Below are 13,072 nucleotides of genomic sequence, written 5' to 3' on the forward strand. Positions count from 1 at the left end.
TTTAAATTCGTAAATAGTGAATTTAATGGGGCTGACTATCAAATTCCTGCCTGATAGTCTGGATCAGATGGTCCAGGGCATTTTCCAGTTCTTCTTCCCCGAAATGGCCGTACCCCAGGCCAAAACCCTGCCAGCGGCTGGGGCCCTGCAGGTATCTTTCCAGAGTGGGCAGATAAATACCGTTGTCCCCGAACGCCTTTTTCAGTTTTTCATATTTCTGCCGGTCCCGGATGTGCAGGAAACAATGGATGCCGGCCTCCAGTCCCAGAACCCCGACCTCACGCGGCAGCATCGTCAGCTTCTCCCGGATAATCCGGTTGAGCGCCTCGTAATGGCGGTGCAGGCGGCGGATATGGCGGTCCATGTCGCCAACATTCATAAATTCCGCCACGGCCTGCTGAACCGGGGCAGGGGGTTGCCGGTGGTTGATGTCTATTTCGCCGACCAGCGCCTGGCGCAGTCTGGCCGGGGCGATGATATATCCCAGCCGCAGGGACGGGCTCAGGCTCTTGGACAGGCTGGAGAGATAGACCACATGTCCGGCCTGATCCTGCGATTTCAGGCTCGGCAGCGGCGCAACACCATAACGGAACTCGCTATCATAATCGTCTTCCAGGATCAGGGCGTCCTGTGTATCGGCCCAGTGCAGCAGGTCATTCCTGCGTTGCAGGGACAGCCGCGGCCCGAGCGGAAACTGGTGCGAGGGGGTGCAGAACAGGATCTTGGCCGTTGCCGGATTCCGGTCAAGGTCGTTCTGAATGATACCCTCCTCATCGATATCCTGCAGCCGGATCCTATGGCCATAACGACGGAATCCTGCCGCTGCGGCATTGAAGCAGGGATTTTCCAGATAAACCAGCGGATTGGCGGGCCGGCTGACCCGGGCAATCAGGTCAAGGCTGTCGGCGACGCCGCTGGTGATGATAATTTCTTCCGCCTCGCAGGAAATGCCCCGGTAGCGGTTTACATGGTCTGCCACCGCCTGCCGCAGTGATGACAGGCCCTGTGCCGGTGGCAAGGTGGGCGACAGGGAATGATTGAGGGCCTTGCGCCAGGCTCGCCGCCAGTCCGGCTGGCGAAGAATATCTTTGGCGAGGATCCCCATACTGAAGTCATATTCGGCCTTTCCCGCCGGTGAGACCGCCGACGTGATGGATATCCACTCAGGACCCGCATAATCCGGATTGCCGGACGGCCCGGTCTGGCCCGAAACTCCGGCCACAAAAGTTCCCTGTCCGCGCCGGGCCTCCAGATATCCTTCTGCCAGAAGCTGGTCATAGGCATTAAGCACCACAATCCGGGATACCTTCAGGGACCCGGCAAATTTCCGGCTGGAGGGCAGCTTTGCTCCGGGGGCAAGTGTGCCCCGGTCAATGGCCGATTTCAGGGCCTGCACCAGTTGAAGCTGCAGCGGCAGGTCGAGGTCACGGTTCAGGCCAATAGAAAGTTCAGTGGTCATATAAAAATATCCAGTATTGGTTATTTAATATATCCAGTTATTGATCTACTCACAAGGCCGGTGATTATTCAAGCCAGCGATTATTTGAACGGGAAGGAGTGATAACTATGGCACGGGGATATGATCTTGAGAGCCGTCCCGCCAACCGGCACCGGCGGGGGCATCTGGCCAAAGATGATGACTGGATCAGGGATTTTCTGGAGCGGGCCCCCATGGGCTATTTTGCCAGCCGCTGGGATGACCAGCCCTTCATCCATCCGATGACCTATGTCTATGATGCGGACCGGCATTGTATCTATGCCCATGGCTCGATTGTCGGCAGGCGCCGGGCCAATACGGATCGGCATGAGAAAATGGCCTTTTGTGCAACGGAAATGGGCCGGCTGCTGCCGAGCAACCGGGCCCTGCATTTTTCCAGCCAGTTTCGCAGTGTGATGGCCTACGGCACAATTCGCCATGTGGAGGACCGCGGGGAGATGGAGCACGGGCTCTACAGCCTGATTGACAAATATTTTTCCCCTATGGCGCTGAACCGGGACTACAGCCCGATTGTGCAGGAAGACATTGATCGGGTGACGGTCTTTGCGCTGGATATAGGCAGCTGGAGCGGCAAGGGAAACTGGAAAGAAAAAACCGACCAGAACGAGGGATTCCCGCCTCTCGCACCCAGGTGGCTTGAGGAGGAGGCATTCCCCATGTCATTTGGCAGAATGGCGCCCGAACGCTCCGGCTGAACGGGGTATGAAAATCTTGACTTCACTCTTTAAAACGGCCTAATAGGCGTAGGAGCCACCCGTATAAAAGAAGACCACCGAAGGAAAGACCATGCCCGAATATCGTTCAAAGACCTCCACCCACGGCCGCAATATGGCCGGTGCGCGCGCTCTGTGGCGTGCAACCGGCGTTAAGGAGAAGGATTTCGGCAAGCCGATCGTGGCGGTGGTCAACAGCTTTACCCAGTTTGTGCCGGGCCATGTGCACCTGAAGGACCTGGGCCAGATGGTGGCGCGCGAGATTGAGGCCAGCGGCGCCATTGCCAAGGAGTTTAACACCATTGCCGTGGATGACGGCATCGCCATGGGCCATGACGGCATGCTCTACAGCCTGCCGAGCCGGGAGATTATTGCCGATTCCGTGGAATATATGGTGCAGGCTCATTGCGCTGACGCCATGGTCTGTATTTCCAACTGCGACAAGATCACCCCCGGCATGCTGATGGCAGCCCTGCGGCTCAATATCCCTGCGATTTTTGTTTCCGGCGGCCCGATGGAGGCCGGCAAGGTGGAAGGCATTAACCACGGCCTCGACCTGGTGGACGCTATTGTCATGGGGTCCGATCCTCAGGTCAGTGACGACATGGTGGAACAGGTCGAGCGCAGCGCCTGTCCGACCTGCGGGTCCTGTTCCGGCATGTTTACCGCCAACAGTATGAACTGCCTGACCGAGGCGCTGGGCCTGAGCCTGCCCGGCAACGGCACCGCGCTCGCCACCCATGCTGACCGCAAGGACCTGTTCCTGGAAGCGGCGCGCCGGATCGTGGAAAACTGCAAGAAATATTATCTGGAAAATGATGAAAACGTGTTGCCGCGTAAGGTTGCCGGGTTCAAGGCCTTTGAAAATGCCATGACCCTGGACATCGCCATGGGCGGATCTACCAATACCGTTCTGCATATCCTGGCGGCGGCGCAGGAAGGCGAGATCGATTTCACCATGACCGATATCGACCGGCTGAGCCGCAAGGTGCCTAATGTCTGCAAGGTGGCGCCCATGAGTCAGGACTATCATATGGAAGATGTGCACCGGGCCGGCGGCATTATGAGCATTCTCGGCGAACTGAGCCGGGGCGGCCTGATTCATCGGGACTGCCCGACCGTTTATGCCGACAGCCTTGGCGAGGCCATCGATTATTTTGATGTCATGACGTCACCGGATGACAAGGTGAAGGAGTTTTTCCGCGCTGCCCCGGGCGGGGTGCCGACACAGGAGGCCTTCTCCCAGAACAAGCGCTATGATGAACTTGATACCGACCGGGCCGGCGGCTGTATCCGCAACGTGGAAAATGCCTTTAGCAAGGACGGCGGTCTGGCGGTCTTGAGCGGCAATCTGGCCCTGGACGGCTGTATCGTGAAGACTGCCGGGGTGGACGAGTCCATCCTGAAATTCAGCGGTCCGGCCAAAATTTACGAGAGCCAGGAAGATGCGGTTGAGGCCATCACCGGCGGCAAGGTGGTTGAGGGCGACGTGGTCATCATCCGTTATGAAGGACCCAAGGGCGGTCCCGGCATGCAGGAAATGCTCTATCCAACCTCTTTCCTGAAATCCATGGGCCTGGGCAAGGCCTGCGCCCTGATCACAGACGGACGTTTTTCCGGCGGCACCTCCGGTCTCAGTATCGGGCATGTGAGTCCGGAAGCCGCCGCCAGCGGCAACATCGGGCTGGTGCGGGAAGGTGATATGATCGATATCGATATTCCCGGTCGGACGATCAGTATTCGTATTGGCGACGAGGAACTTGCCTCCCGACGCGCGGAAATGGAAGCCCTGGGTGACAAGGCCTGGCAGCCGACGGAAGCCCGTCCCCGGGTTGTGAGCCGGGCGCTGCAGGCCTATGCCCTGATGGCGACCTCTGCCGACAAGGGCGCTGTGCGGGATATCTCCGGGTTAGTCAGAAAATAAGTTCAGCTTTTCTCATGCGTTTTTCTTGCGCTGTTCGATGCGGTAGTCCGCCTGCGGGTAGGTGCCGAGGATGCGGATTTCATTGGTGAAGAAATCCAGTTCCTCCATAGCCAGCTGAACGCTGGGATCTTCGGGATGTCCCTCGATATCGGCATAGAACTGGCTGGCGTTGAAGCTGCCTTCAAGCTGATAGCTTTCCAGTTTGGTCATGTTGACGCCGTTGGTGGCGAAACCGCCCAGTGCCTTGTACAGAGCGGCCGGTACGTTGCGGACCTGGAAAATAAAGGTGGTCACACACGGAATATCCGTGGGGGCGATTTTCTCTTCCCGGGACAGGATCAGGAAGCGGGTCGTATTGTGATCGGCATCCTCGATGCCTTCCTTCAGGCTTTCAAGGCCGTAAATTTCTCCGGCCAGGGAAGACGCAATAGCGGCCATGCCCGGGTCCTTGATCTGGGCGAGAAGTTTGGCGGCGCCGGCGGTATCCGTATAAGCCTCTGCCTTGAGACCCCATTTTGCGATATGTTCCCGGCACTGGCCAAGCGCCTGCTCGTGGCTGCGGACAAGGTCCAGGTCTTTCATTTGTGTGCCCGGCAGGACCAGCAGATGATGATTGACCCGCTGGAAATGCTCCCCCACGATATGCAGGGTTTTGTGAGGCATCAGCTGGTGGATGTCGGCGACACGTCCGGCGACGGAATTTTCGATGGGGATCATCGCATATTCGGCCCGACTTTCTTCAACGGCGGCAAAGGCGGCTTCAAAAGTGGGACAGGGCAGGGCTTCCCGGTCCGGAAAGACCGTCCGGCAGGCCAGGTGTGAATAGGCACCCGGTTCTCCCTGGAAGGCAACCTTGTTACTTTTTGATCCGCTTTTCTGCTCGTTCGTGGCCATTTCCGGTCCTTGTCTGTCTTCGGTAGAATTACACTGTATAAACTTTGGCTTCGTCCTGTTCTGTCACAGGGTCATTCAGGTAGACTACAAATTGGGCGTAATTTGCAACAAGAATCTCTTGTCACTAAATAAAAACATCTGTACAAGAACATCCTAGAGGGTGGAATTGGCCACATATTCTGTTGTTTCCCTCAGAATTGCCAGTTTCCGGGTATTTTTTGATTTACTAACCACGGGGAAGAGCCTTGGATTCCTTTGAGTTGAACAAAATTGCATTGGCGGTGTTGCTTACACTGTTGGTGGTCATCGGTATTAACAATCTTGGTGAAATCGTTTTTCATGAAGAAGAACTGGAAGCCAACGCTTATCCGGTTGAAGTGGAAATGGCTGCAGCGGACACTGGTGAAGAAGCCGTAGCAGAAGAGGGCCCGAGCCTGGCGGCTCTTCTCGCATCTGCCAGTGCTGCAGACGGTGAAAAGGTCTTCAAAAAATGTAAAGCCTGCCATACGGCCGAAGAAGGTGGCAAGAACGGCACCGGTCCGAACCTGTGGGCTATTGTTGGTCGCGATAAAGCCAGCCATGAAGGCTTCGGCTATTCCGACGCTATGACAGCCAAGGGTGGGAGCTGGACATATGAAGATCTGGATCACTTCCTGACCAAGCCGAAAGATTTCATTCCCGGGACAAAAATGGCATTTGCCGGCCTGAAAAAGGGTACGGACCGTGCAGAATTGATTGCCTATCTTCGTTCACTGAGTGCCACGCCGATGGACCTGCCGGCTGTGGAAGAGGTGGCTGAAAAAGCCGCTGAAGTCGTGGATGATGCTGCAGAGGCTGTTGAAAGTGAAGTTCACTAAGAACTTTCTTCAGGTAAAATGAATAAAGAAAAGCCGCTCATCAGGGCGGCTTTTCTATTGGGCGTATCTTAACCTTCAGGCAGAACTGTTGTTATCCGTTTGATACAACTGAGCGGTGGTTTGTCGGTCTGGAAGCTGACAATATTGATGACATCCTTGAGCGGATCAATGCTGACCCGCATGTGATGGGCGTTGGCGTGCAAAAGGTGCATGTCATCCAGCATAAAGCCGACATGTCCCGGGAAAAAGGCGATATCGCCGCGTTGCGGCACATCGTCATCCTCCAGGGCTTCTCCGATGGCGGCTTCCTGCATGTCACTGTCACGGGGAACACGAATACCGGTTGTGGCAAAGGCAAGCTGTATCAGGGCGGAGCAGTCCAGCCCGGCGCTGCTTTTGCCGCCCCACAGGTAAGGGGCATACAGCAGCTTCAGCGCTTCCGACACTGGATCAGTGCCGAAATGGCTGCTGACATGGGTGGCATAGATCCAGTTGCCGTCTACAAGCCGGACAAAGCCTTTGACCTGCATGGGGTCAGCAACACTAACTTCAGACATCTGAAAGACCTGTCTTACCGGTTCGCTTTTGGGGTCCGGGGCAGCGTAGATATGGGTGCTGAGCGCTTCCACGTGATGGGTGCTGTCGAAAATATCCGGGCTCAGATATTCAATCGGGCAATAGCCGACATAACTGTCCCGTTCCGCCTGTCCCCAGGCCCATCCGTCCTTTTCTTCAAAAACAGTAAATAGTTCGCCGTAAAGAAGCTGGCTGGAGAGAGGGGAATGTCTGTCGGGAGTGGCATAAAGCGGGGCAATGCCGTGGGCGACCTGATATTGGGTGCCCTGAACATATTTGTCGACTTCAACAGTACCTTTGAGGAAATCTGCTGCGATGTCCTGGCGGTAAGGAGAAGTTCTGGGGTCAGGTTCCTTCTGTGACATACCAATCCCCTTTCAATATTATTTAATGTTGGCTTTTTCCATCATTTCCGCAAAATCCGTCAGGAAAACGGCTCCCTTGACGGTGCGTTGAATGAGGACGTTGCGTTTGTCCGCTTCATCCCGGACCCGCTTGAGAAAGCCAAGTGCGCTAAGGGTATCCAGCGCCCGGGTGATAACCGGTTTTGAAACACCAAGCTCTGCGGCCAGTCCACGCACGGTGTGCGGCTGCGGTTCAAGGTAGACACGCATCAGGACGGCCATTTGACGGGAGGTCAAATCGGGAATCTTGCTGGTCACCCCGCTGGTCAGTGTTTGCATCCACAAACGCAGTCCCTGATGGCCGCTAAGTTCAAAATCCATAGTATCCCCTTAACATTCGTTGAAGGGATATTGCCAAGATATTAACTATTGCGCAACTGCTTTTGCCAATTAGTTTTTGAACCTTTCGTTAAGATAGGAAAACACTGTTCTGAGGGCCATTGCCTCACCGCCCAGGGGCCTGCCGGGGCGGTTCGTCTGGTTCCAGGCATAGACATCCAGATGCATCCATTCCCGCGCGCCTTCTGTAAATTCCTTGAGGAACAGGGCCGCTGTAATGGCCCCGCCAAAGGGGTTGGAGGCGTTGTTGTTCAGGTCGGCAATGTCACTATCCATGAAGGTGAGGTAGGGGCCATACAGGGGCAGCCTCCAGACCGGATCGCCCTCGCGAATGGCATGCTGTCCCATGGCATCGGCAAGCTTCTGGCTGTCTGTGAAGAAAGGTGGAATATCCGGTCCCAGGGCCACCCGGGCGGCGCCGGTCAGGGTGGCGAAATCAATCAGCAGTTCCGGCTTTTCCTCTGCCGCCAGCGCCAGGGCGTCACAGAGCACCAGTCGTCCTTCCGCATCGGTATTGCCGACTTCGATGGTTTTACCCTTGTAGGAACGAATGACATCGCCAGGGCGGAAGGCGTTGCCGGCGACGTTGTTTTCAACCGCCGGGATCAGAACCCGGAGCCGGACATTCAGATTTTGCTCCATGATCAGGCGGGCCAGGCCAAGCACATGAGCGGCGCCGCCCATATCCTTTTTCATGATCAGCATGGCGTTTGACGGTTTCAGGTCAAGGCCGCCGGTATCAAAACAGACACCCTTGCCGACCAGAGTGACCTTCGGGGCCTTTTCATCACCCCAGGAAAAATCGATCAGGCGGGGGGCCTTGTCAGCGGCTCGTCCGACGGTGTGAATGGCGTTATAACCCCGTTCCAGCAGTTCATCGCCGACCGTGATATGCAGGCGGGCGGAAAATTCCTCGGCGATCTCCGTCGCCGCGCGGGCCAGATCGTCCGGACCCATGTCGCAGGTCGGTGTATTGACCAGATCGCGGACCAGGAATGTGGAACGCACCACTGATGTGACAAGTGAACCGTTCTGTTCTTTGGGAAGATACAGTTTTGAGATTTTGTCGTTTTTCTTTTTCAGATAGGTGTCGAACTTATACTGTCCCAGGACCCAGCCCAGGGCAGCATGATAAAATTCGTGCGGGTCCGTTACATCGGCGAGGTGATAGCTGCCGGCGGGCAGGGATCTGGCCAGGCCGCCGAAGGCCCAGGGATCGGCCTTTTCATCGCCCTCTCCCAGGCCCAGAATGACGGATGAAATCTGTCCTTCCGCATTGGCGAATTTCAGCAGGGAATGTCGGCTGCCGTTAAAATCGTTGGCATCAACCCAGTTTTGTTCCGCCTTGGGCAGCAAAGCGTACCAGTCTTTGAAGCCACCTTTGCTGACGGTGGAAACGGGAATGCTCTGTGCGGAAAATTGATCCGTAAAGAAAGAGGGAAAGTCTTCAAAATGTGATGTGACCACGTGAAAATTACCTCGTATAATGGTGCTAATTGTTTCACAAATGTTTCCATCAGGTTATAGAGCATCGGAGCCCGGCATGTCAGGTTTTTCTTTGGTTATCGGCAATAAAAATGCCTCCAGCTGGTCATTACGGCCTTGGTTGCTGATGAAGGAAGCCGGTCTGGATTTTGATGAGCTTCTGGTTGATCTTTTCTCGGAAAACCGGCGTCGGGACATTCTGCAGCATAATCCTGCCGGCCGGGTACCGGCCCTCAGGCATGACGGTCTCCTGGTCTGGGACAGTCTCGCGATCTGTGAATATATTGCCGAACAGGTTCCAGAAAAGAAGCTCTGGCCTGAGGACCGGGCAGCGCGTGCCCATGCCCGCTCGGTCAGTGCGGAAATGCATGCCGGTTTCCCGAATGTCCGTGGCGTTATGCCGATGGCTTGCCTGCAAGCCTATCGCGCACCGGAACTTGAGGGTGACCTGTTGTGGGAGGTCGGGCGGATCAGACAGATATGGCAGGACTGCCTTGATGCCTATGGCGGCCCGTTCCTGTTTGGCGGATTTACCATTTCCGACGCCATGTTCGCCCCTGTTGTTTCCCGCTTCAGGACTTATCAGATCACACTGGATGCCCCGTTGCAGGCCTATGCGGACAGGATGCTGCAGGAGACAGCCATGAAGGAATGGTTCGAGGGTTGCGACCCGGCCGATGTGCAATAGTCGAGTCTAGTTCACACCGCAGGTCAGAAGGGTGACATCAACAAAACTGCGCCGTCCCGGGGTCATGCTGAAGCGATATTCATTGTCGCCCTGTACAATGCTGTGATGAAGCGGCAGGATGCCGCTGATGTCTTGGGTCTCTCCCCCCGGTAGGGTGAAGGTCAGGGTTACCGGTTTCGCCGGATCGAACCAGGCTTCCGGGTTGCCTTCCTCATTCAGGGTCGGGCTGCCGCTGCCGCCGATAGTGATCAGGCCACGTTCAAAACTCACACTGCTCTGGATGGTGTTGACAAGTGTTGTCACGACGAAACGCTTGGCTTCTGATTCTGCGGCGCAGTTCTCGTTGGTGGTCATGCCGCCGATCAGGCGGGACATGCGGTCAATAGCGACCCCTTCGGCGGATTTGTCACTGACCACCTGAAGAAGGCCTTTAACCTCGTCATTGGGGACCAGGGACCGGACCTGTTCCAGGGCGGCCTTGTTGCTGCCAAGTTCCTTGATCAGGTGCTGGTTTTCCTGTTCCAGCTGATCGAATTTGTCCTGGGCAAAGCGGTAGTTTTGCTTGGCGATCTGCTGGCCGGTATCATAGGAGAAATAGGTTATGCCGCCAAGAAGGGCTGAAAAAAAGACGAATTTTACGGTCATCCACAGACGTTGTGATTTGCGCTTCTGAAGTTCTTTTCTACGGGCCAGTCCGAGTGACATGCTGTCTTCTGCTCCAATTTTTTTGGCGATAAGGCTAATGTGGAAAATGTGAGCCTAAGTTGCAAGCTTTTTTCACGTTAACATGTCAAAAGTGGGGCAACAAAAAAAGAGGCTGCCCGAAGCAGCCTCTCAAAATACGCTGTTTGACGAGACTATCGCTCGTCGAAGTCCACAACCACCTTGTCGGTGATCGGATGCGCCTGACAGGTCAGTATGAAACCTGCTGCCAGTTCTTCTTCCTCGAGAGAATAGTTCACGTCCATATTGACCTCACCTTCAATCAGCTTGGCGCGGCAGGTACAGCAGACCCCGCCCTTGCAGGCAAACGGCAGGTCGGCGCCTTTCTCCAGGGCTGCATCCAGAATGTTCTCACCGGCTGTTTCCAGTTCGAACTCCGTGGTGTTGCCGTCGACAATAATGGTGACCCTGGCGACATGGTCGGAGAGGGTTTCAGGAACTTCGGCCACGTCTGCGGCCTGACCTTTTTGCACGATGGGTGAAGTAAAGAGTTCGAAGTGGATGTTCTTTTTTTCCACCTTGCGTTCGGCCAGAAGATCGGAAATGTCATGGATCATGGTTTCCGGTCCGCACATGTAATATTCATCGGCACCGCCCGGCGGGATCAGCCGCTCAAGAATTTCGGCAACTTTTGAACGATCGATACGGCCGTGGAAAAGCTCTACTTCAGATTCCTCGCGGCTGAGGATATTGACCAGGTTGAAACGTCCCATGAAACGGTTTTTCAGGTCAATCAATTCTTCACGGAAAATAATTTCCTTGCGGGTGCGGTTGCCATAGACCAGGGTGAAAATGCTTTTCGGTTCATAGGCGAGAATGGTCTTGATGATGGACATCAGCGGGGTGATGCCGCTGCCGGCAGCAAAGCCCACATAATGATGTTCCTGTTCCGGGTGCAGCTTCGTATAGAAGTTGCCCATGGGGGTCATGACTTCAAGCTCGTCCCCTTCTTTCAGCACTTCGTTGGCGAAGGAGGAAAACAGGCCGCCTTTGATCTTCTTGACCGCAACTCTCAGTTCATCGTCATACAGACCGGAGCAGATGGAATAGGAACGGCGGGTATCCTCACCATCAATCACGGTTTTCAGAGTCAGATACTGGCCCTGGATGTACTTATACTCTTCCCTGAGATTTTCAGGCACGTGGAAGGCAATGGAAACGGTTTCCTCCGTCTCCCTGCGCAGATTGGAAATCTTGAGTTTATGAAAAGTCGGCATGTTAAGTTCCTGATAAGACGAATGGGGAACCGGGGTTCCCCAACTTTTCTTGTTATTTATATTTTATGCTGATTTTGTTTAGATACATTTAAAATAGTCAAACGGTTCCTGACAATCGAGACAACGGTAAAGTGCCTTGCAGGCGGTGGAGCCGAACTCGCTGACCTGTTCGGTATTGTCCGAACCGCATTTGGGGCAGGACACTTCTTTCTGGCCGCCAAAAAGCACTTTTTTGTTGGTGGTGCTTTTTTCCGGCGGGGCAATGCCGTAAACCCGAAGCTTTTCCCGACCTGTCTCCGTCATCCAGTCTGTTGTCCAGACCGGGGACAGGGAGGACTTGATCCGGTAATTGGTATAGCCATGGCTGTCGAGGGCGGCCTTGATTTCTTCTTCCAGCATATTCATGGCGGGGCAGCCTGAATAGGTTGGGGTGATGACCACTTCCAGGGTGCCGTCATCCTGAAAATTCACTTCCCGGGCAATACCCAGGTCGACCACGGAGAGAACGGGGATTTCCGGGTCCTTCACGTCTTCGAGAAGGGCCCAGACTTTTTCCGTTTCAGATGAAGGAGCGGGAGTAGTCATCGTAAAGGTTTCCTACCACTGGCAGTTGGGATAGCGGCGCTGCATATACTGCATATCAGACAGGATATGGCCCATAAATTCGCTGTGCTGTCCCTGTTTGCCACCGGACTGCATCCAGTCGTTTTCCGGACGATTCAGAGTGGCTGTCTCCAGTAGTTCGTTGACAATGCCGTCCCAGTCCGCCTTCAGGGCTGTCACGTCCACAGCGATGCCTTTGTCGACCATGCCTTTTTCAAAGTCGTTCATGGTGAACATTTCACCGGTGAACATCCAGACATTGTCGATAGCCTGTTGCGCGCGTTCGTGGCTTTCCTCGGTGCCGTCACCAAGACGGATCAGCCATTCGCCGCTGAAACGCATGTGGTATTTGACTTCCTTGAGGGATTTTTCACCAATGGCGGCCAGGGTTTCGTCGCTGCTCTGCATCAGTTTTTCATAAAACAGCTTGGCAAAGGCGCTGAAGAAAAACAGCTTGGCCATGCTGTAACCCCAGTCCTTGTTGGGCATTTCGGTCAGCAGCACATTTCGGTAATCAATCTCGTCACGGAGATAGGCGATATCGTCCTCGGTCTTGCCGGTTATCTCGCCGGCATAGGCGAACAGTTCCCGGGCCTGGCCGATATAATCTAGGGCGCAGTTGGACATGGCCACATCAAGCTCCAGCGTCGGGGCAAGATAGCACCATTCCGACAGGCGGTGGCCCATGATCAGGGCGTTGTCCCCGAGAAGGGTGGCGTAATCCGCGATGGCTTTACGATCAGTATCTGTCATTTGTCACTCCTTAGGTCGTTAAGTTTCCCGCGGGGGATTACATTTTGCCCACTTCCTTGGGGATGTCATAGAATGTCGGATGACGATAGATTTTGCTGTCGGCCGGCTCGTAGAGGCTGTCCTTGTCCTCCGGCTTGGAGGCCGTAATGGCATTGGACGGCACCACCCAGATGCTTACGCCTTCACCGCGGCGGGTGTAGACGTCCCGGGCGGCCTCAATGGCCATTTCCGGATCGCTGGCGTGGATGCTGCCGGCGTGTTTGTGATCGAGGCCTGCCTTACTGCGGATGAAAACTTCATACAGGGGCCAATCCGTGTCGTGTGAATTGGGTTTATCGCTCATTTGGATGTCCTTCTAAACTTTATATAGGTCGTTTAATGACCGGAAATTTTTGTTG

General features: G+C 55.0%; 14 protein-coding genes. 4 read left to right on the forward strand and 10 right to left on the reverse strand.

What is annotated here, in order from left to right; genetic code table 11:
- Positions 1 to 22 precede the first annotated feature (22 nt).
- Entirely contained in the window at positions 23 to 1,459 is a 1,437-nt protein-coding gene (locus ACORNT_RS06745) for a PLP-dependent aminotransferase family protein (RefSeq protein ID WP_321397157.1), read from the reverse strand.
- Between the two features lie 107 nt (positions 1,460 to 1,566).
- On the opposite strand from ACORNT_RS06745, the gene ACORNT_RS06750 reads away from it, so the two are divergent.
- Positions 1,567 to 2,193: a pyridoxamine 5'-phosphate oxidase family protein gene (locus ACORNT_RS06750; RefSeq protein ID WP_321397160.1), complete on the forward strand. Its 627-nt coding sequence runs from the start codon at positions 1,567 to 1,569 to the stop codon at positions 2,191 to 2,193.
- A gap of 91 nt (positions 2,194 to 2,284) precedes the next feature.
- Positions 2,285 to 4,135, forward strand: coding sequence for a dihydroxy-acid dehydratase (gene ilvD / locus ACORNT_RS06755; protein ID WP_321397163.1), 1,851 nt, complete (start codon positions 2,285 to 2,287; stop codon positions 4,133 to 4,135).
- 12 nt (positions 4,136 to 4,147) lie between these two features.
- On the opposite strand, the gene ACORNT_RS06760 is transcribed toward ilvD, so the two are convergent.
- Positions 4,148 to 5,029, reverse strand: a complete 882-nt coding sequence (locus ACORNT_RS06760) for a prephenate dehydratase (RefSeq protein ID WP_321397166.1) — start codon at positions 5,027 to 5,029, stop codon at positions 4,148 to 4,150.
- 260 nt (positions 5,030 to 5,289) lie between these two features.
- On the opposite strand from ACORNT_RS06760, the gene ACORNT_RS06765 reads away from it, so the two are divergent.
- The gene (locus tag ACORNT_RS06765; protein ID WP_321397169.1) at positions 5,290 to 5,886 is read left to right on the forward strand and encodes a cytochrome c family protein; all 597 of its coding nucleotides are present in this window, start codon (positions 5,290 to 5,292) and stop codon (positions 5,884 to 5,886) included.
- Between the two features lie 68 nt (positions 5,887 to 5,954).
- Here the strand turns inward: ACORNT_RS06765 and ACORNT_RS06770 are convergent, their stop codons facing one another.
- The 3 genes from ACORNT_RS06770 to ACORNT_RS06780 all read right to left on the reverse strand — a co-directional run bounded on the left by ACORNT_RS06770 (position 5,955) and on the right by ACORNT_RS06780 (position 8,672).
- A complete protein-coding gene (locus tag ACORNT_RS06770) occupies positions 5,955 to 6,827 on the reverse strand; it encodes an NlpC/P60 family protein (RefSeq protein WP_321397172.1) in 873 nt (290 codons plus the stop codon).
- Between the two features lie 18 nt (positions 6,828 to 6,845).
- Positions 6,846 to 7,187 carry a MarR family winged helix-turn-helix transcriptional regulator gene (locus ACORNT_RS06775; protein WP_321397174.1) on the reverse strand — a complete coding sequence of 114 codons (342 nt, stop codon included), beginning with the start codon at positions 7,185 to 7,187 and terminating at the stop codon, positions 6,846 to 6,848.
- Between the two features lie 69 nt (positions 7,188 to 7,256).
- Positions 7,257 to 8,672, reverse strand: coding sequence for a leucyl aminopeptidase family protein (locus ACORNT_RS06780; RefSeq protein WP_321397176.1), 1,416 nt, complete (start codon positions 8,670 to 8,672; stop codon positions 7,257 to 7,259).
- Positions 8,673 to 8,748: 76 nt separating this feature from the next.
- On the opposite strand from ACORNT_RS06780, the gene ACORNT_RS06785 reads away from it, so the two are divergent.
- Complete coding sequence (locus ACORNT_RS06785) at positions 8,749 to 9,378, forward strand: glutathione S-transferase family protein (RefSeq protein WP_321397179.1); 630 nt, start codon at positions 8,749 to 8,751, stop codon at positions 9,376 to 9,378.
- Positions 9,379 to 9,384: 6 nt separating this feature from the next.
- Here ACORNT_RS06785 and ACORNT_RS06790 read toward each other — a convergent pair whose 3' ends face one another.
- From ACORNT_RS06790 to paaB, 5 genes are all read right to left on the reverse strand, one after another.
- Complete coding sequence (locus tag ACORNT_RS06790; protein ID WP_321397182.1) at positions 9,385 to 10,083, reverse strand: hypothetical protein; 699 nt, start codon at positions 10,081 to 10,083, stop codon at positions 9,385 to 9,387.
- Positions 10,084 to 10,235: 152 nt separating this feature from the next.
- A complete protein-coding gene (gene paaE / locus ACORNT_RS06795) occupies positions 10,236 to 11,318 on the reverse strand; it encodes a 1,2-phenylacetyl-CoA epoxidase subunit PaaE (RefSeq protein ID WP_321397185.1) in 1,083 nt (360 codons plus the stop codon).
- 78 nt (positions 11,319 to 11,396) lie between these two features.
- Positions 11,397 to 11,903: a 1,2-phenylacetyl-CoA epoxidase subunit PaaD gene (paaD, locus tag ACORNT_RS06800; protein ID WP_321397188.1), complete on the reverse strand. Its 507-nt coding sequence runs from the start codon at positions 11,901 to 11,903 to the stop codon at positions 11,397 to 11,399.
- Positions 11,904 to 11,915: 12 nt separating this feature from the next.
- Positions 11,916 to 12,674: a 1,2-phenylacetyl-CoA epoxidase subunit PaaC gene (gene paaC / locus ACORNT_RS06805; RefSeq protein WP_321397191.1), complete on the reverse strand. Its 759-nt coding sequence runs from the start codon at positions 12,672 to 12,674 to the stop codon at positions 11,916 to 11,918.
- A gap of 37 nt (positions 12,675 to 12,711) precedes the next feature.
- The gene (gene paaB / locus ACORNT_RS06810; RefSeq protein WP_321397194.1) at positions 12,712 to 13,017 is read right to left on the reverse strand and encodes a 1,2-phenylacetyl-CoA epoxidase subunit PaaB; all 306 of its coding nucleotides are present in this window, start codon (positions 13,015 to 13,017) and stop codon (positions 12,712 to 12,714) included.
- Positions 13,018 to 13,072 lie beyond the last annotated feature (55 nt).

The organism is Emcibacter sp. (assembly GCF_963675455.1).
GTDB lineage: Bacteria > Pseudomonadota > Alphaproteobacteria > Sphingomonadales > Emcibacteraceae > Emcibacter.